Raw genomic sequence first — 17,173 nt, forward strand, 5'->3', positions numbered from 1 at the left:
TTACAACCCTTTATCCGTGATCCTAACCATTCAAAAAAAAGAGTGCGAATCGCATGATAAAACCGCTATTTTAGGCTTCAATATGTATTAAATAACAAGTAAAATGAAGAACTTTTTATACCTGGTTTTATGTGTATTTGGCCTACAACTTCAAGCACAGGATAATTTAACCTATCAGCAACCACCAGCTGAAATCATGGAATTGGTGGATGTACAAATGGCCCCTTGGGTGTATATGGATCACCAGCAAGAGTATATGGTGATGCTTTCGCGAAACATGTATAAATCGATTGAAGAATTATCACAAGAAGAACTACGTCTGGCTGGTTTACGTATCGATCCGAAATTGAATATTGGGAGCCGTGTGACCTATTTTAACAATATTCAGATTAAGCAAGTTAAAAATGGAAGTATTAAAAATGTTACGGGACTACCGGAAAAACCCAGACTAACGAATTTCAGCTGGTCACCTGATCAAACCAGGATGGCTTTTACGAATACGACAGAGAAGGGAGTGGAGCTTTGGGTAGCAGATATTGCAAAAGGTGCAGCAAGCAGATTAACAGAACCGAATTTGAATGCGAATTTGGGAAAACCATTTCAGTGGAATAAAGATGGACAAAGTTTATTGGTTAAAGTAGTTTCATCTAAACGTCAACCCTTAATTGATACGAAAAACGTTGTACCTACCGGACCAACCATATCCGTAAATGATGGTAAAAAAGCACAAAACCGTACGTATCAGGATTTATTGAAGAATCCTAACGATGAATTCAATTTTGAGCAATTGGCTACATCAGAAATCTATAAAGTGACTCTATTAGGAGAAAACAAATTATGGATGGAAAGTGGTATGTACAATCAAATCAGTATTTCTCCCGATGGGAAGTATATCATGATGACCAAAATCGATAAACCATTTTCATATTTGGTACCTTATAGAAGATTCCCGTTCACCCAAACAGTGTATGATCAAAATGGACAATCTGTACAAGAAGTTTTAAAAGTGCCATTGATCGAAGATTTACCGAAAGGGTTTATGGCGTGTAGAACTGGTAAACGCTATATCTCATGGAGAAATGATAAGCCTGCGAGTTTGTATTATGCACAAGCCTTAGATGGTGGTGATCCGGAGACCAAAGTAGAATATAGAGATGAGGTTTTTGAATTAGATGCACCATTTAATGGAACGCCAAAGAGTTTATTGAAAACAAAAAATCGTTTTTATACCATTGACTGGGGTACAGATCATTTTGCGATTGCACATGATTACTGGTGGAATACCAGAAATACAAAATCTTACATTTTTGATCCGGGAAATGCCTCAAAAGCACCAATTGTGCTTTACGATAGAAACTATCAGGATAGATACAGTGACCCGGGTGAATTCGTAACCGAAAGAAACGAATGGGGAAAAGAAGTCATTGCGCTGGACGGAAAAAACATCTATTTATTGGGAGACGGATTTAGTAAAGAAGGTCAATTTCCTTTTCTGGATCAAATGAATATTGATACGCGTAAGACGACCCGATTATACACTTCAAAAATTGAAGGTAAACTGGAAGAATTGAGAGATTATACCCCTAAAAACAAAAAGCTTTTGGTCAGAATTGAATCTCCAAGTGAATATCCAAATTATTATTTCAGAGATGTGAAAAAGCGAAAATTAACGCAGTTGACACATTTCGAGAATCCGTTTAAGAGTATTGAGAATGTTCATAAAGAAGTAATTACATATAAAAGAGAAGATGGGCTGGAGTTGTCCGGAACATTGTATTTGCCGGTAGGTTATGATATGGAAAAGAAAGAGAAAATGCCGATGATTTTATGGGCCTACCCTACTGAGTACAAAGATAAATCCAGTGCAGGTCAAAATACTTCAAATCCAAATGCCTTTACCTATCCTTATTATGGATCTCCTATTTACTGGGTGACCAGAGGTTATGTGGTGCTGGATGATGCATCATTCCCAATTGTGGGAGAGGGAGATGAAGAACCAAATGATTCATTTAGAACGCAATTGGTAGCCAATGCAAAAGCAGCTATAGATGCGGTTGATGCTTTAGGTTATATTGATAGAAAAAAAGTGGCCGTTGGAGGACATAGTTATGGTGCATTTATGGTGGCCAACCTGTTAACGCATAGTGATCTATTTGCTGCTGGAATTGCTAGAAGTGGGGCTTATAACAGAACACTTACACCATTTGGTTTCCAAAGCGAAGAACGAAATTATTGGGAAGCACCGGAGGTATATTATACCATGTCTCCATTTATGCATGCGGAAAAGATGAAACATCCTTTACTTTTGATTCATGGAGAAGCGGATAACAATTCAGGAACATATCCAATGCAAAGTGAGCGTTATTTTAATGCGCTTAAAGGGCTTGGAGCCACTGTACGATTGGTTATGTTGCCAAAAGAAAGTCATGGTTACAGAGCCAAAGAAAGTGTGTTACATGTTCTATGGGAACAAGATCAATGGTTAGAAAAATATTTGAAAAACCAATAAGGAATTCCTAAACAAAAAATCTATTAAGATTTTGTAGCCCATCCAAACGGATGGGCTTTTTTGTTGTCCATTATTGCGAAATAAAAATCTGACAAAAAATGAATTGCATTCTGAGGAGAGTCACTTTCTTTGCAGCAAAGAATCAGTATGAAGAAAGATATCCAAATCCCGGAGGTGAAGAATGTATACGTTGCAGCAGTGAATGAAGTCAACGAATATGATGAGCAGGTATGGAATGTTTACATTATCAATGATCAAAATGAGATGATTGAAGGGGTAATGGTGACTTCAAAAGGATATCTGGTTCAGCCGGGGAAACAGAATACAAATACATCTGTGTTAAGACATGTGATTGGGAATATTCCAGCAAAAACAGCTGCGAAAATTGAACCGATTACTCCCGAAGTTTTTCATTTAAACAATGAGTACTGGGTGACCTTTTTTAGTGGCAATCAGTTAATGGAAAAGAAGTATGTCTTCGGTGCTTATACCATTACTGAAGAGTTGATGGAGTATGTACCAGTGTTGGAGAAAAAAGCGGTCGTGATTTGGTAGTGTAGAGTATTGATTTTTAAGAGATTTGTAGTGTGATATGTTTTTTGGCACGGTACATGCAAAAGTGGATGTACCAAAACATAAATTATGAAAGCAAGACTACTATTACAGAAATCCCCCCTCGCCATCTTTTTATTTTTACTCGTATTTGCAAGTTCATGTACACGTGAGTGTGACGGAACCAATCCTGAAATTACAATTAGTAACCAGTGGGATCATCCTATATTTATGGAGGTGATCAGAAATGGTTATGTGACGCATAATGCAACTTTGGGAGAAGGAGAACAAATTACTGTGATGGTTAATTCTGAGCGAATTGAGATCAGGACCAGAGAATATGGCGTGATTTTTCCAGATAGAAGTTCAACAACATTTAATGCAAGAGATTGTTGGGAATATCGTGTTACTGCGGTCCCAGCAGATGATGACGATGAGCATATTTTAGAATTAAGTCAATCGTTTAGGTAGAGAATATCTCGGTTTACCATAAACAAAAAGGGTTAGATGATATCATCTAACCCTTTTCTTTTGGAAAATGTATAGGGCTATTTCAAGATACATTTAATGTCATTCTGCACTTTAAGTGCTTTCTTTTCTTTTAATTCTTTTTGGATCACTTTATCCGCAATATTCATTCTCACATGTGTAATCACAGATTCAGAAAGCATTTCCAATTGTTCTTTAGTAATCGCATAGTTACATCTATACGTACTCAATATAACAGGTTTTGTCGATGCGGTAGATACATTTGTTACCGGAGTGCTTTGTTCTTTGGCGTATACGGTAACCATATTTCCGTTCGCCAGTTTGAACATTAATGAATCCCCCTGATTAATTGAAGTGTTGAATTCACCTTGCATGGTAACCAACATGCCCATATAAAAAGAATCTCCTTCACGGTTCCAGCCCACGTACCAGGTAGAATATCCCATTCCTGCAACAAGTGTAGAAGTGTTTCCTTTTTTGACTTTACCCGAGAATGGATCGGTTTCTTCAAAATCGAATTTGCATTTTTTTTGTGCTTGTACTTCAGAATTTCCAAAGAATAAAATCAATGCCAATCCTGCGATCATGTAATGGTGTAAATTTTTCATGTGTAATGTAATAGTTTGAGATATTAATTTAATTGTATCCGTATTCGGTTTATACTTTAAAATTATGGAGTGTGGACGTGAAAAAACGATCTGAGGTTGTACCAAAACCCTTTATTTAACAAGGTTTTTGTTGAAATGGTTGATTTATAGAAAACTAGATTGAAATTAAAATAACACTATATTTGAGAGCGTTTTAGATCAATGAGCTCTGTTCCTATATATAAAATTAGTGAGGAAAATTATTCCGATTATATTGAAGTGGTTGAACTTCAGGAACGAAATAGTTATGATGCGACACAACCCCATAAGCATGACTATGTAGAATTGTTTTTGTTTACCAAAGGAGGTGGAGTTCATGATATAGATTTTAAAACACATGAGATCAGCAGTAATTCAGTCCACTTTGTATTCCCGAATCAAATTCATAAAGTATCCCGGGAGTTGGATACTTATGGACATGTGATTTTAGTTTCTAAAGAATATTTTACCCATTTGGATTATGATCTGTATGTGCAATTCTTTCATGCGTTTTATTTACAACCCACCTTAGAGTTGGATGTAGATAGTTTTACTAAAGTTCAGAGCTTGATTGGACAGATCAAAGAGGAATTGGTAGAGCAAACGCCCTATTTCGAAGCGGTGGTTAAAGATTATGTTCATATTTTATTGAAGTTGTTTTTACGCCATCGAAGTGTTTCCGGAGAAGGAGAGTTGATCGCACATCCTGATTTTAAAACGTATATGAATTTATTGATGTTGGTGGAAGAACATTATAAAGAACATCAACCCGTTTCATATTACAGTGAAGCTTTACAGATTTCCAGCAGGAAATTAAATGCGATTTGTAAAACATACCATTCACATCCATGTTTGACAGTGATCAATGATCGCATCATTTTGGAAGCCAGGAAGATTTTACTCTATTCCAATATGTCGGTCAAAGATGTAATGTACGCGCTTAACTTTAAAGATCCGGCTTATTTCAACAGGTTTTTTAAAGCCAAAACAGGCTATACACCATCAGGTTACAAAGCACTTGATGCAAAAAAGTACCACAAATAGACCAATTTATCCATTGATTGAGGTCTGATATTCGGTGATTTTTGTGTCAAAATAAGTAGCCATGAAAAATATTATCCTCATTATAAGTCTTGTATTTGTAGTAATTCAAGTTGAAGCACAGTCCTGGGTAGAAGTAAATTCCGGAACACAATTGAAATTAAACTCTATCTCATTTGGGTCAGATATGGTGGGATATATTGGCGCTAATGACAGCACTTTGCTAAAAACTACGGATGGTGGGCAAACATGGAATATCCAACCTACGAATGGAATTCACTTTACACAGAACTTACCCCATATTATTCAGGTAAATTTTATTGATGAACTAAATGGGTACATGATGGTAGGACGTGCGCATTATGATGGGCAAATGTTTAAGACAACAGATGGAGGTGCAAACTGGACAGCGGTTACGATTGCTATGTGTGCTCCAATTTTCAATTTCAATTTTGACGCGGATAATGCCCTGGTAATTGGCTCCTCTTGTTTTGGAGGAAAAACAATTGATAGAAAAGTGAATGGAGTATGGCAAAACAATTCTACTTATTTATCCTGGGCTAATGATTATCTTAGAACAGCTTCATTTTACAATCATCAATTTGGAATGGTGGCTGGAGATAGTGGTCAGGTACATAGAACATTCGATGGAGGAATGAACTGGGATACTGTTCAGACCCTCTCAAAAGAGATTATTTGGGATTTGCAATTCGTCAATGATTCTACCATTTATGGTGTGGTAGATTCTTTATCTAATTCATTTATGATCAGTACGGATTCCGGTAAGACCTGGTTGCCACATGACCAATCCCTAACGTTCTTTTATCCGCAATTAAAAGCACTTACACCAACTCCGAATGAGGGTGTGATTGCCGGAGGTAGAGCAGCCTGGGGTGTTCAGGGTGTTTTGTTATGGGGAAGAGAACAAGGTGCTTTTTGGAATGCAGAAGCGGTGGCTCAACCTATACATGATGTAACCATGTCAAACGATTCGACTGCATTTGCAGTTGGAGATAGTGGATTAATAGTCGTTCACCAAAGCTTAATTTTAGGGGTGAAACAGGTGAAAACTTCAACCAAATTTAAATTGTATCCGAATCCAACTTCGGAGTATTTTACAATTGAAAATGCGGATCAAACTGTTTCTGAAGTATGGATCTATGATATGTCAGGGCGATGGGTCAAAATCATTCGTTCAGGATATGATCAAATCAATATTTCTAATTTGGAAAAGGGGGCGTATCATGTGGTTGTATTTTCTGATGACAATCGAGAAGTACATCAACTGATCGTGCAATAACGACTTATTCACACCAATTTTTCCGGGGCGTTTTTCAAAGCAAAAAAATCAAATAGATCTGTATCTAAAAGATGTGAGGGTTTGATGTTTTGCAGTGCGTTAAATATTGAAGAAGAGCGTCCCGGAAATTCGGTATCCCATTCATGAATCATCTTTTTAACTTTTTTACGCATCATGTTTTCCTGTGAACCACATAGATTACATGGGATAATTGGGAATTGTTTTCCATGAGCATACACTTCAATTTCCGACTCTTTGCAAAATGCTAATGGACGAATAACAATATGTCTCTGATCATCGGTAACGTATTTTGCGGGCATGGCTTCTAATCTGGATCCATTGAATAAATTCATAAAAAAGGTTTCTATAATATCGTCCCTATGGTGACCTAAAGCAATTTTAGTTGCTCCAATTTCATCCGCCAGGGTATATAAATTCCCCCTTCTTAATCTGGAACATAAACTACACATGGTTTTACCAGCTTCAATTTTTGCGGTAACAATGCTATAGGTATCCTTTTCAATAATTCTAAAATCTACGCCCAGTTTTGATAAATAATCAGGCAAAATATGAGCAGGGAAATCTGGTTGTTTTTGATCTAAATTAACCGCGACAATATCAAAGTGAATATCAGATTCTTTTTGATAATGTAACAAAATGTCCAGAAGTGTATAACTATCTTTTCCACCCGACAGACATACCATCACTTTGTCATTTTCCTCAATTAAGGAATACGTTTGCCAGGCTTTCCATACATCACGTCTTAGGTGCTTTTGGGCACGATTGAATTCAGCTCGATCTATTGTCATGCGACAAATGTAACAGATCAAATATTCCAAAATAGATTTTTTTCTAACGACTAGGGGAAATAAATTTACAAATTGTTATCTCTAAAACAGATTATGGTATTTAAATTGTATACCGAACCGAAACCAAAAAACATAATTATGAAATTTTTACAATCTATTAGCTTCGTTATTATTCTAAGCTTTTTATTCCTGGCCTCTTGCTCCAAGGATAATGTTTGTATTTCCGGAGAAGGAGATGTGACCACGCAAGTATTAACCATACCCAATTTTACTGCCATTAGTCTGGAAGAGTCTGCCACAGTAATTGTACAGCAGGGCATCATTCAGGAAGTTAGAGTTGTTGGGCATCCTAATATAGTCGCAAAATTAAAAGGTGATGTGTCCGGAGGACTTTGGGCGATCGAGTTTGAAGATGGGTGTTACGATGATTATCAGTTGACTATTTATATTACGGTTCCGTATTTACATAAAGCGATATTAAGTGGTTCCGGAGACATTAGCATTTACGACTTTGATAATGTGTCTTACCTGGATTTGGAATTACCGGGTTCCGGAAATATTGAAGTGCGTGGTTTTGATGATGCTTCCAGATTAAATGCGACCATCAGTGGGAGTGGGAATATCAGTGGATTCGGATATTGGAGAAAACTGAAAGATTTGAATGTGATTTTAAGCGGCTCCGGAAATTTTGTAGGATTCCCTTTGATTACTGAAGATTGTAACGTGTTGCTTTCCGGCTCCGGAAATATTCAGGTTCAGGCAACATCCAGGTTAGATGCGAAAATTAGCGGTTCTGGAAATGTATATTACAAAGGATATCCGACTATTAATTCTTCAATTACAGGTTCAGGAAAAATCATTAATTGGAACTAGGAATAATTGCTTTGAATGAAATAACCTGATGATATTTTGTTCATATTTATAGCAACTTTTAGATAAAAGAAACCAATAAACCATTCTACTATTGCATCGCTTATGACAGGAGATGTGATAGACATACATCGGCCTTTAAAAGAGTATTTTGGATATGATCAGTTTCGTGGTCAGCAAGCTGAGATTATTCAAAATGTTCTGGAAGGCAAAGATACTTTGGTGATAATGCCCACCGGAGGTGGGAAATCCATTTGTTTCCAGATTCCAGCATTGGTATTCAAAGGCGTCACCATAGTGATTTCTCCATTGATCGCATTAATGAAAGATCAGGTAGATGGATTGAAAGCCAATGGAATTGCTGCCAATTACTTTAACAGCAGTCAGGAAACTCAGGTTCAGGATACGATTTTAGATCAGGTATTTAAAGGAGAACTCAAATTATTATACGTGGCTCCGGAGAGTTTGTCTTATTTAACCAATGCCTTATCCGAAAAGTATGTTTCTTGTATTGCGATTGACGAGGCTCATTGTATTTCTTCCTGGGGACACGATTTTAGACCTTCGTATCAACAATTAGGTTTTTTAAAACGAAGTCTGCCCAATACACCTATCATTGCGTTAACCGCAACCGCTGACAAAGCGACCCGAGAGGATATTGTAAATCAATTGGCTATTCCACATGCCAAACAATTCATTTCATCATTTGACCGGGAAAACATCAGTCTGGAAGTACGTCCCGGGTTAGATCGAATTCAGCAAATCATGCGATTTATCCGTAATAATCCGGATGAGTCGGGAATCATTTATTGTTTGAGTCGAAAGGCTACAGAGCAGGTGGCAGATCGTTTAAAGCAGGTTGGAATTCATGCAGCTTCGTATCATGCCGGATTAAGTTTTGAAGAGCGTTCATCCATTCAGGAAGGGTTTGTATATGATCGAATCAAGATAGTTTGTGCCACCATTGCATTTGGAATGGGAATCGATAAATCCAATGTACGTTGGGTGATCCATTACAACATGCCTAAAAATATTGAAGGATATTATCAGGAAATTGGCCGGGCCGGGCGAGATGGGCTGGAATCCAGAGCTATCATGTTTCATAGCTATGCAGATGTCATTCAGTTGCGTAAGTTTATTGATGGAACTTCTAACGAACAGGTACAACTGGCTAAAATGGAGCGAATGAAACAATTTGCTGAGGCTACATCTTGTCGTAGAAAAATCTTGTTGAGTTATTTTGGAGAAGTTCGCGCAGAAAATTGTGGTAATTGCGATATCTGTAATAATCCGCCCCAATTTATTGATGGGACGATATCTACGCAAAAAGTGCTTTCGACCATTGCCAGAGTCGATCAAAAAGAAGCTATTGGAACGATCATCGATATTTTAAGGGGAGCCAGAAATAGTCATATTGTGGATAAAGAATTGGATCAGGTAAAGACCTATGGAATAGGTCGGGATATTTCCTGGGCGCATTGGCAGCAATACATTATTCAAATGATGAATCAGGGACTGGCTGAACTGGCATTTCATAAGAACAATGCGTTAAAGTTGACGGAACTTTCCAGAGAAGTCTTGTTTTCGGGAAGAAAAGTAGAACTTACTTTACCGGTAGATAAATCCGCTCCAATTCAGAAACCCAAAGCAACACCCACGCCATCTAAGAGCGCTGGGAAGTCTGGATTGTTTGAATATTTACGTGGAGTTAGGTCTAAAATTGCAAAAGAGCAAGGAATCCCGGCTTACCTTGTGTTTAGCGATGCTTCCCTAAAAGAAATGGAAAAATACGTACCACGTACCGAATCTCAGTTTTTAGAGATTAGTGGTGTGGGAACCCGTAAAATGGAAGTGTACGGTGACACCTTTATTCAGGAGATTATCAATTACATGAATCAAAATGTATCTGGTAAAAAAGATACAGCCATTAAAACATATGAATTGTATCAAAAAGGTTTGAGTATTGAGGGAATTTGCGAACAGCGGAACCTTAAACCACCTACAGTATTTTCACATTTGTCCAAATTGTATTTAGAAGGAAAAGATATCGATTTGCATCAGTTCGTTACTCCTGAAGAAATTCTACAGGTAAGAGTTGCACAGTTGGAATTGGATGACCCCAAAGCTTTGAAAACGTATTATACCCATTTAAAGGAAGAGCTATCTTATTCCAAAATCCGGGTTGCATTGACTATTTTAGAGAAAACCTCAAAGTAACCAGGTATTAAATTTCACGGTTTTCCGTGAAGAATTAAACTTTTGACTCCCAGTAGTTTTGATTTTAAACAAAACGCATACTTAAAACTGGGAACCATGAAGACAAAACAAATTTTACGCATAGGCATATTGATGCTGATAAGCATTATAGGTGCCATTTATTCCGCGCAAGCACAAACGGCTACTACAGAATTGAAGATAAGTGATCAGGCAATTTATTCTATTAAAGTAGTGAAGGATGATGAAGGCTATACCATAACTGCTGATACATTAAATGGCAAGAGTGAAAGGTCAATATCAGTTACAAATTTTACCAGTGCAGTTCTGGAGCAATTTATATGGAGTATTCATAAAGAAAAAATTGGAATTGAAACACTTCAAATTCAGGAGTCAGATAAAGCATTGATAAGTTTAAAGTTTATAGAATTAACTGCGGCTTTATTCAATATTCCTCAAAAGGGACAGAAAATCGCAAACATAAGTTTGAATAAAATGGTAAGGGTAAAAGGTACAAAATCTAGAGAGTTTTTTTATGTTAAAGACGCTCAAATAGTGTTTGAAGATGGTTTTATTAAGTCCATTATAGTTTATGTAAATATTGATGATACTAATTATATATTTTCTAATCAATATGGTATAGGCGTAACCACTAGAAGAAATATAACCAGTTTAAATGATATTTATTTATATAATGAAAATCATACGAGAAATAATTACTCAATCAATTTGGGGGAGGTGATTGAATACAATAGAATAAATGATATAGCAACAAATGATTTTAGTCCTAAAAACCAGAAAATATTTCTAACACCATATGAAACAGAGAGTTCAGATGATAAGAAGTTGGAGTTAAGAAAAACCTCATCACCAGAAATATTTACCTATAACATATTTTCTGATGTGGTTGGATTAAATCAAAATAATCCTAATGGGTTGATTCAGATGGAATTTAGTAAAAGAATTAATATATGGACTCAAAGGTGTAAGTTGCTTAGATTAGGAGGTATAGGAGGGTTTACTCATATAATGCCAACATTTGATTTTACCAAGATTGAACAAAATAATAGAGAAATGCCATTGATATCTTATCCTGTTAATGATACAACTGTAACGTATTACGCAAATCCGCTACAAATTTTAAGATATAGCACTGGAAATGTTAAGACGGAATTAAACGTATTGGATTTTGAAGGTGCGGCAATGGACATTCATATAAATGGATTTGCCGGAATTGCATTAACTCAGGTGAATGACACAATATTGAAAGAAGGAGTAAAGAAAGAAGTGGATGAATCCATTAATTCTTTTCTGACCGGAGGAAATTTGAAGTTTATTTTCAATCCAGAAAATAAATGGAGTTATACCATGATTGGAACACTAACTTATATAAAAAACTTAAATGATCAGTTTGATTATTATACTTTGAAAAATAGTGAGCTAAATAAAGTGAATAATTTACTGTTAGGTGCAGAACTTTTGATCACCTGGAATACCAATGAGGACAATAAATTGTTTGGTCGATTCAGATACAATTGGGAAAGTAATAATGTGTACAATAACTACTCTCAGTTTCAAATTGGATACTCCATTAAATTTAAAGCATCAAAGCCCAATGAGTAAGGGTTAATCCATCAAAAAAGTGTAATTTCCATTTTCGTAAACCTTTATGAAAATGGAAATTAATTCTGATTGTTTTGAAACGTTTCCCATATTGCGTACTCCTAGATTGGAGTTGCGTGAAATCCTATTGGAAGATGCACAAGCTATTTATGAAATGCGTGCCAATGGGCGTGTCAATCAGTTTATCCCCAGGCCGCAAATGACCGAATATAAAGCCGCTAAAGAATTAGTGGAGAAAACACGAGCTGCTTATCAAAACAAACAAGTCATTGGATGGGCAGGAGTATTGCGAGATCAAAAGAAAATTATCGGCACCTGTGGGTTTAATTCTATCGATCGGTATAACCTGAGAGCGGAGATTGGAGGGGAGATGGACGTGAAATACTGGGGAAAGCATATTGCACAGGAAGCGGTTGAAGCTATTTTGAATTACGGATTAAACACCATGAATTTACAGACCATTGAGGCTAAAGTCTCCCCGGATAATCGAGGGGCGATATACGTCATGGAGCAATTGGGTTTTGTAAAAGAAGCACATTTCAAAAATCGGGTTTATTTTAATGATAGATTTGATGATATGGCGGTGTATACCCTACATAAAGGTGCTGAAAAATTTACCAGAATCTGATGGAACAGGAAAGAGATCCATTAGACGATGTAATCGACAACTTTAAAGCGCGATTAAAACGGGCATTTCCCAGGCCGGTAATAGAGCGCCTGGCGCTCATTGTCATTGGATGGGTCTGTTTTATGTATGGCGCCAGTCAATATGGAAATGGAGGTTGTGATGGTGGGACTTGTACTGTAATGTTTGCAGTTCACGGACTCCCATATGTATTATCCTGGCTTTTGTTTTGGATTGCGTTTTCGGTGTATTCCAAAAACAAAATAGGTGCATATGTCATTGGAGGAATCTCTATTGTAATTAATGGAATTCTTTTAAGTGCCATAGAATCCATGGATGTATCAGAATTATATTATCCCGGGTTTATTTTGTTAGGGTTTCAATTTGGGGCTATCATTTATAAGCGCTATTTCAATTAATCTTCCCAGTTTTTGTGGCAGGTATTCATGTTAGTTTCCGGATCTTTCATCCATTCTTTTCTCACATCATCAGCCGCGAATAGGATGAGTTGTCCATCGATAATTTCAAAAACACTTGGATCTGTATCAGCTGTAAATCCTTTACTTCCAGCGAAGGCACAATATCCTCCAAATAGTGGGGCGTATTTCTCAGGACTGGCTTCAAATTGAGAACGATTGTGCTCTGTAGCAAATTGCCATACAGCACCATGCCATTCTAAGGTGATATCTGATCTTCCTTCTACGGCTTTGTTTTCAGTGTGGTAACTCACCGGATCATAACCATGGATGGCAATGTCTGAAAAAACACCGTGATTGATTTCATTATGGTCTACAAAGTTTAAAGGAGTAATACGTTCCAAACGGGTGTATCCGAAGATAAAGACAAACAGGAAAAGTATGGTGATGCTAATAATTTTTAAAATTTTCATAATCAATTTTTTGCACGCTTAAAATTAAGAATTTATTTAAAATGGAATTCGCATTTCAATATGTTAATATTGTAGGGTATTAACGTGAAATCATGAACCGAATAGCAAACGCCTTAATGTTAGAAGAAGGAAGAGTTTTACTTCAACAATATTTTCAGGAAATAGGAATTTTAAGTAGTCAGGAAATAGAAGAAGTTGTAGCACTAACCCGATATGGAAGCTTGTCCAAAGGTGACTATTTTATTAGCGAAGATAGAACTTGTCACAGTCTGGTTTTTGTGATTCGGGGGATGTTACGTTCCTATTTTACAAAAGACGATGGAGAAGAGGTGACTTATTGCTTTACATTTCCTCAAAACTTGATGACCGCTTATAGTTCATTTATTACCGGAGAACCTACAGCAGAGAATATTCAAGCACTAACCGAAACACATTTATTGGTGATTCGAAAAGAGGATTTAGTCAAACTTACAGCGTCTGGTTCAAATTGGATTCGGTTACAAAAGTTTTTTGCCGAACAACAATACATTGCATTAGAACAACGCATTTTTGCATATCAGAAAGAAAAAGCGAAAAAACGTTATCGCGATTTGATCAAAAAACAACCTAAATTATTACAAGAAGTATCGCTTCAACATTTGGCTTCATATTTAAATATTACCCCAAGACATTTAAGCCGAATTCGAAAAGAAATAGATTAATTTGAAATGGACATATGTCCTGTTTATTGGCTGATGAGCGCTCTAATTTTGTGTGAAATCATAAATATTAGAGATGAAAAATATATTGATCATCAATGGACATCCCCATAAAGAAAGTTTGAATTTTGGCTTGGCTGAAGCCTATAAAAAGGGAGCATTGGCTTCTGGCTATCAGTTAGAAGAAATCGTTATCGCAGATTTAAATTTTAATCCCAACTTGCAGTATGGCTATCAAAAGAGAATGGAATTGGAGCCGGATTTATTAGATGCCTGGGAAAAGATAAAACGGGCAGATCATATGGTCTGGGTGCACCCGGTATGGTGGGGAGGATTACCGGCTATAACCAAGGGATTTATTGATCGACTGTTTTTACCCGGGTTTACTTTTAAACCCAGAGAGAATTCCGTTTGGTGGGATAAATTATTAACTGGAAAGACAGCTAGAATCATTGCGACCATGGATCAACCGGGATGGTATTACCGATGGATAAATCACCAACCCAGTGTATATCAATTAAAAAAAGGAACCTTAGAATTTTGCGGAGTGAAACCTGTAAAAGTGTGTTATATCGGAATTGTTAAAACCGCGACCGAAAAACAAAGAGCGAAATGGTTAACGCAAGTCAAACAGTTGGGAATGAAAGGAAAATAAAAGTCCTAAATAAAACGCAACTTTAAGAAATTGTTTTCTTTTTTAGAAAAATTGAAAATAATTTGAAAACTAAATATAGTTTTGCGCCAGAATTATGAAACGGATGTCTCAATATAATCATATGTGTAAGTCGAATTGGAAACAATATCGAGGGTAGAGACGTATAGATAAAAATATGAAAAAGCGTTCTTCTACCAGGTTGAACGCTTTTTTTTGGTCAAATAAATAGGAATGGAAGTCATGACAAAACGGTTAAATAAACAGTATAAACAGGTGAATAATATGTGTAAACATCAGAGGAATATGATGTGGATGCATTTGTCATGTGGGTCCGAATATCAAAGAGAATGAATCAATAAACGAAATATAAATTGAGGAATCCCTTTGGTTAAGTATAATCAAAGGGATTTTTTTTGAACTAGAGTAAAATGAAAAACATAATTGCGCTATATAATAATCCATATAACCTTTTGCTTTTGCTTAAGAGTTATGGTTTGGTGTTTTTAGGATCATTGGTATTGGCCATTGGTTACGTGGTTTTTATTGTACCCCATCATATTGTTCCCGGTGGGATTTTTGGTTTAAGTATCGTCATCAATCATTTGGGTGGTTTATCAGTAGGTACCATTGCATTGTTGATTAATATCCCCTTGTTATTGTGGGGAGCAAAGGTTTTGGGAAAGGAAACCGGAATAAAAACGGCCTTTTCCATGGTGATGGTGAGCGTTTTGATCGATGGTATATCGGTTTTAACAGGAGGACGAATCTATGTAAATGATGTTTTGGTATCATCTATATTTGGTGGGATTCTGATTGGATTGGCCGTGTTTATTGTCATGGGAGCAGGCGCCACCACCGGAGGAAATGATATTTTGGTAAGAATTATTTCCAGATGGGTGAAACTACCATATAGTTCTCTGATTTTGATTGTAGATGGTGTTGTGGTTTTATTGGGAACCTATGTGTTTGAAGATTTTACAATGGCTGCATATTGTATCATCGCTATTGTCTCTATTAGTAAAACCATTGATCACTTTTTGAAAAAGAGTAATCAGAATCAAACAGTTTTGGTTTTCTCAAAAAAGAATAATTCTATTAAGAAAGAATTGGAGTCTCATGAAAGTATGAATAAAAGAATCTTGAAGTTGATTCACCATGATAGTAATGAAAAAATGATTCTGGTAACGAATGCCAATAAGCCAATTCATACGATTGAAGAGTTGATTTATAAAGTAGACTCTGATGCTTATATCTCGGTACTGGATTCCAATTATCGCGTATAAAGAGATAAAGCCTCATCAACAAATTTGGTGAGGCTTTTTCATGGTTTGTCCATTTATTACCATTTTATCCCTTTTTCTAACCTTTCTGGGGCTGTATGGGCACGGTAGTTTTGTCCTATCAATACAAGTCCAATGAAAAGAACAATAAAATCAATATCCGGACCATCCACCATTGATGGTGTAGTACCGGGAGTGCGCGGACAGAGTGCATTTCCAAATAGAGAATTAAAATCTATGAACCCATTTGTGATGTTAGATCATATTGGGGAACAACATGTGGGAGCTGATTATTTTGTAGATGGTTCAGATTCTGCACATCCGCATCGCGGTTTCGAAACCGTAACATTTCTTTTTGAGGGAATTATGGATCATAAAGATTCGTTAGGAAATCAAGTAAGATTACGCTCAGGAGATGTGCAAAGAATGAATGCAGGAAGTGGAATTCAGCATGGTGGAGATTTCAGAAGTGATCCACATTCTCAGTTATTTCACGAAGTACAATTGTGGGTAAATCTTCCAGCAAAAGAAAAAATGTCAATTCCGGGAATCTTCAATGCGAAGGTTCATGATATTCCGGTTTATGATCTGGAACATGGAAAAATCAGAGTAATAGGAGGCGCATTTGAAGGTCTGGAAGGTCCAATTCGTACCATTCAGCCAACACGATTGTTACATGCCATTTCAAAGCAAAATCAAAAAATGACTATTTCGGAAATTGCTTCGGATCATAATATGTTGATCTATGTTTTAAAAGGAAATATTCGAATCGAAGACCAGGAAATTTCACAGCATCAAGCCATATCACTAAATAATGAAGGAGACCATCTGGACCTGGAATTATTAGACAAATCTCAGGTGTTAATCGTGTCCGGGAAACCCATAGATGAACCGGTGGTTATGGGTGGTCCGTTTGTGATGAATACCGCACAGGAAATTGATCAGGCATTTGAAGATTTTCAGGCAGGAAAATTTGGAGCGGTTAAATAAAAG

17 protein-coding genes are annotated in these 17,173 nt (G+C 36.6%); 14 read left to right on the plus strand and 3 right to left on the minus strand.

Features of this window, described 5'->3' with window-relative positions; translation table 11 throughout:
• The first annotated feature begins 103 nt into the window (after positions 1-103).
• The 3 genes from KFE94_12220 to KFE94_12230 all read left to right on the plus strand — a co-directional run bounded on the left by KFE94_12220 (position 104) and on the right by KFE94_12230 (position 3,532).
• Positions 104-2,509, plus strand: coding sequence for a S9 family peptidase (locus tag KFE94_12220; GenBank protein ID UTW65417.1), 2,406 nt, complete (start codon positions 104-106; stop codon positions 2,507-2,509).
• A gap of 147 nt (positions 2,510-2,656) precedes the next feature.
• Positions 2,657-3,064, plus strand: coding sequence for a hypothetical protein (locus KFE94_12225; protein ID UTW65418.1), 408 nt, complete (start codon positions 2,657-2,659; stop codon positions 3,062-3,064).
• A gap of 87 nt (positions 3,065-3,151) precedes the next feature.
• Positions 3,152-3,532: a hypothetical protein gene (locus tag KFE94_12230; protein ID UTW65419.1), complete on the plus strand. Its 381-nt coding sequence runs from the start codon at positions 3,152-3,154 to the stop codon at positions 3,530-3,532.
• A 77-nt stretch (positions 3,533-3,609) separates the two neighbouring features.
• Here the strand turns inward: KFE94_12230 and KFE94_12235 are convergent, their stop codons facing one another.
• Positions 3,610-4,158 (minus strand): hypothetical protein, encoded by a 549-nt coding sequence (locus KFE94_12235; GenBank protein ID UTW65420.1) that lies wholly within the window; start codon positions 4,156-4,158, stop codon positions 3,610-3,612.
• 201 nt (positions 4,159-4,359) lie between these two features.
• Between KFE94_12235 and KFE94_12240 the strand changes: the two genes are divergently transcribed.
• Both KFE94_12240 and KFE94_12245 read left to right on the plus strand, forming a co-directional pair.
• Positions 4,360-5,220 carry a helix-turn-helix domain-containing protein gene (locus KFE94_12240; GenBank protein UTW65421.1) on the plus strand — a complete coding sequence of 287 codons (861 nt, stop codon included), beginning with the start codon at positions 4,360-4,362 and terminating at the stop codon, positions 5,218-5,220.
• Between the two features lie 61 nt (positions 5,221-5,281).
• Positions 5,282-6,517, plus strand: coding sequence for a T9SS type A sorting domain-containing protein (locus tag KFE94_12245; GenBank protein ID UTW65422.1), 1,236 nt, complete (start codon positions 5,282-5,284; stop codon positions 6,515-6,517).
• An 8-nt stretch (positions 6,518-6,525) separates the two neighbouring features.
• On the opposite strand, the gene ttcA is transcribed toward KFE94_12245, so the two are convergent.
• Positions 6,526-7,326, minus strand: a complete 801-nt coding sequence (gene ttcA, locus KFE94_12250; GenBank protein UTW65423.1) for a tRNA 2-thiocytidine(32) synthetase TtcA — start codon at positions 7,324-7,326, stop codon at positions 6,526-6,528.
• Between the two features lie 138 nt (positions 7,327-7,464).
• Here ttcA and KFE94_12255 point away from each other — a divergent pair, with 138 nt between their 5' ends.
• The 5 genes from KFE94_12255 to KFE94_12275 all read left to right on the plus strand — a co-directional run bounded on the left by KFE94_12255 (position 7,465) and on the right by KFE94_12275 (position 13,077).
• A complete protein-coding gene (locus tag KFE94_12255) occupies positions 7,465-8,199 on the plus strand; it encodes a DUF2807 domain-containing protein (protein ID UTW65424.1) in 735 nt (244 codons plus the stop codon).
• 102 nt (positions 8,200-8,301) lie between these two features.
• Positions 8,302-10,413, plus strand: a complete 2,112-nt coding sequence (gene recQ, locus KFE94_12260) for a DNA helicase RecQ (GenBank protein ID UTW65425.1) — start codon at positions 8,302-8,304, stop codon at positions 10,411-10,413.
• Between the two features lie 96 nt (positions 10,414-10,509).
• Positions 10,510-12,033 (plus strand): hypothetical protein, encoded by a 1,524-nt coding sequence (locus KFE94_12265; protein UTW65426.1) that lies wholly within the window; start codon positions 10,510-10,512, stop codon positions 12,031-12,033.
• Positions 12,034-12,085: 52 nt separating this feature from the next.
• Positions 12,086-12,661: a GNAT family N-acetyltransferase gene (locus KFE94_12270; GenBank protein ID UTW65427.1), complete on the plus strand. Its 576-nt coding sequence runs from the start codon at positions 12,086-12,088 to the stop codon at positions 12,659-12,661.
• Positions 12,661-13,077 carry a hypothetical protein gene (locus KFE94_12275; GenBank protein UTW65428.1) on the plus strand — a complete coding sequence of 139 codons (417 nt, stop codon included), beginning with the start codon at positions 12,661-12,663 and terminating at the stop codon, positions 13,075-13,077. Before KFE94_12270 ends, KFE94_12275 begins: the two co-directional genes overlap by 1 nt.
• On the opposite strand, the gene KFE94_12280 is transcribed toward KFE94_12275, so the two are convergent.
• Complete coding sequence (locus KFE94_12280) at positions 13,074-13,547, minus strand: YHS domain protein (protein UTW65429.1); 474 nt, start codon at positions 13,545-13,547, stop codon at positions 13,074-13,076. The two genes, KFE94_12275 and KFE94_12280, sit on opposite strands and share 4 nt — an antisense overlap.
• A gap of 116 nt (positions 13,548-13,663) precedes the next feature.
• Between KFE94_12280 and KFE94_12285 the strand changes: the two genes are divergently transcribed.
• The 4 genes from KFE94_12285 (at position 13,664) to KFE94_12300 (ending at position 17,170) form a co-directional block, all read left to right on the plus strand.
• A complete protein-coding gene (locus KFE94_12285) occupies positions 13,664-14,248 on the plus strand; it encodes a Crp/Fnr family transcriptional regulator (protein UTW68272.1) in 585 nt (194 codons plus the stop codon).
• A gap of 73 nt (positions 14,249-14,321) precedes the next feature.
• Complete coding sequence (locus KFE94_12290; protein ID UTW65430.1) at positions 14,322-14,900, plus strand: NAD(P)H-dependent oxidoreductase; 579 nt, start codon at positions 14,322-14,324, stop codon at positions 14,898-14,900.
• A gap of 428 nt (positions 14,901-15,328) precedes the next feature.
• On the plus strand, positions 15,329-16,183 hold the full coding sequence (locus KFE94_12295; protein UTW65431.1) for a YitT family protein: 855 nt from the start codon (positions 15,329-15,331) through the stop codon (positions 16,181-16,183).
• 132 nt (positions 16,184-16,315) lie between these two features.
• Positions 16,316-17,170: a pirin family protein gene (locus KFE94_12300; GenBank protein UTW65432.1), complete on the plus strand. Its 855-nt coding sequence runs from the start codon at positions 16,316-16,318 to the stop codon at positions 17,168-17,170.
• Positions 17,171-17,173 lie beyond the last annotated feature (3 nt).

The organism is bacterium SCSIO 12643 (assembly GCA_024398135.1).
Lineage (GTDB): Bacteria > Bacteroidota > Bacteroidia > Flavobacteriales_G > Salibacteraceae > CAJXZP01.

What these genes read in the sequence shown, in the direction of transcription:
- KFE94_12295 (UTW65431.1), top strand. Translation starts at nt 15,329, where the DNA reads ATGAAAAACATAATTGCGCTATATAATAATCCATATAACCTTTTGCTT.
- KFE94_12285 (UTW68272.1), top strand. Translation starts at nt 13,664, where the DNA reads ATGTTAGAAGAAGGAAGAGTTTTACTTCAACAATATTTTCAGGAAATA.
- KFE94_12300 (UTW65432.1), top strand. Translation starts at nt 16,316, where the DNA reads ATGAAAAGAACAATAAAATCAATATCCGGACCATCCACCATTGATGGT.
- recQ (UTW65425.1), top strand. Translation starts at nt 8,302, where the DNA reads ATGACAGGAGATGTGATAGACATACATCGGCCTTTAAAAGAGTATTTT.
- KFE94_12255 (UTW65424.1), top strand. Translation starts at nt 7,465, where the DNA reads ATGAAATTTTTACAATCTATTAGCTTCGTTATTATTCTAAGCTTTTTA.
- KFE94_12245 (UTW65422.1), top strand. Translation starts at nt 5,282, where the DNA reads ATGAAAAATATTATCCTCATTATAAGTCTTGTATTTGTAGTAATTCAA.
- KFE94_12290 (UTW65430.1), top strand. Translation starts at nt 14,322, where the DNA reads ATGAAAAATATATTGATCATCAATGGACATCCCCATAAAGAAAGTTTG.
- KFE94_12240 (UTW65421.1), top strand. Translation starts at nt 4,360, where the DNA reads ATGAGCTCTGTTCCTATATATAAAATTAGTGAGGAAAATTATTCCGAT.
- KFE94_12270 (UTW65427.1), top strand. Translation starts at nt 12,086, where the DNA reads ATGGAAATTAATTCTGATTGTTTTGAAACGTTTCCCATATTGCGTACT.
- KFE94_12230 (UTW65419.1), top strand. Translation starts at nt 3,152, where the DNA reads ATGAAAGCAAGACTACTATTACAGAAATCCCCCCTCGCCATCTTTTTA.
- KFE94_12265 (UTW65426.1), top strand. Translation starts at nt 10,510, where the DNA reads ATGAAGACAAAACAAATTTTACGCATAGGCATATTGATGCTGATAAGC.
- KFE94_12280 (UTW65429.1), bottom strand. Translation starts at nt 13,547, where the DNA reads ATGAAAATTTTAAAAATTATTAGCATCACCATACTTTTCCTGTTTGTC.
- ttcA (UTW65423.1), bottom strand. Translation starts at nt 7,326, where the DNA reads ATGACAATAGATCGAGCTGAATTCAATCGTGCCCAAAAGCACCTAAGA.
- KFE94_12275 (UTW65428.1), top strand. Translation starts at nt 12,661, where the DNA reads ATGGAACAGGAAAGAGATCCATTAGACGATGTAATCGACAACTTTAAA.
- KFE94_12235 (UTW65420.1), bottom strand. Translation starts at nt 4,158, where the DNA reads ATGAAAAATTTACACCATTACATGATCGCAGGATTGGCATTGATTTTA.
- KFE94_12220 (UTW65417.1), top strand. Translation starts at nt 104, where the DNA reads ATGAAGAACTTTTTATACCTGGTTTTATGTGTATTTGGCCTACAACTT.
- KFE94_12225 (UTW65418.1), top strand. Translation starts at nt 2,657, where the DNA reads ATGAAGAAAGATATCCAAATCCCGGAGGTGAAGAATGTATACGTTGCA.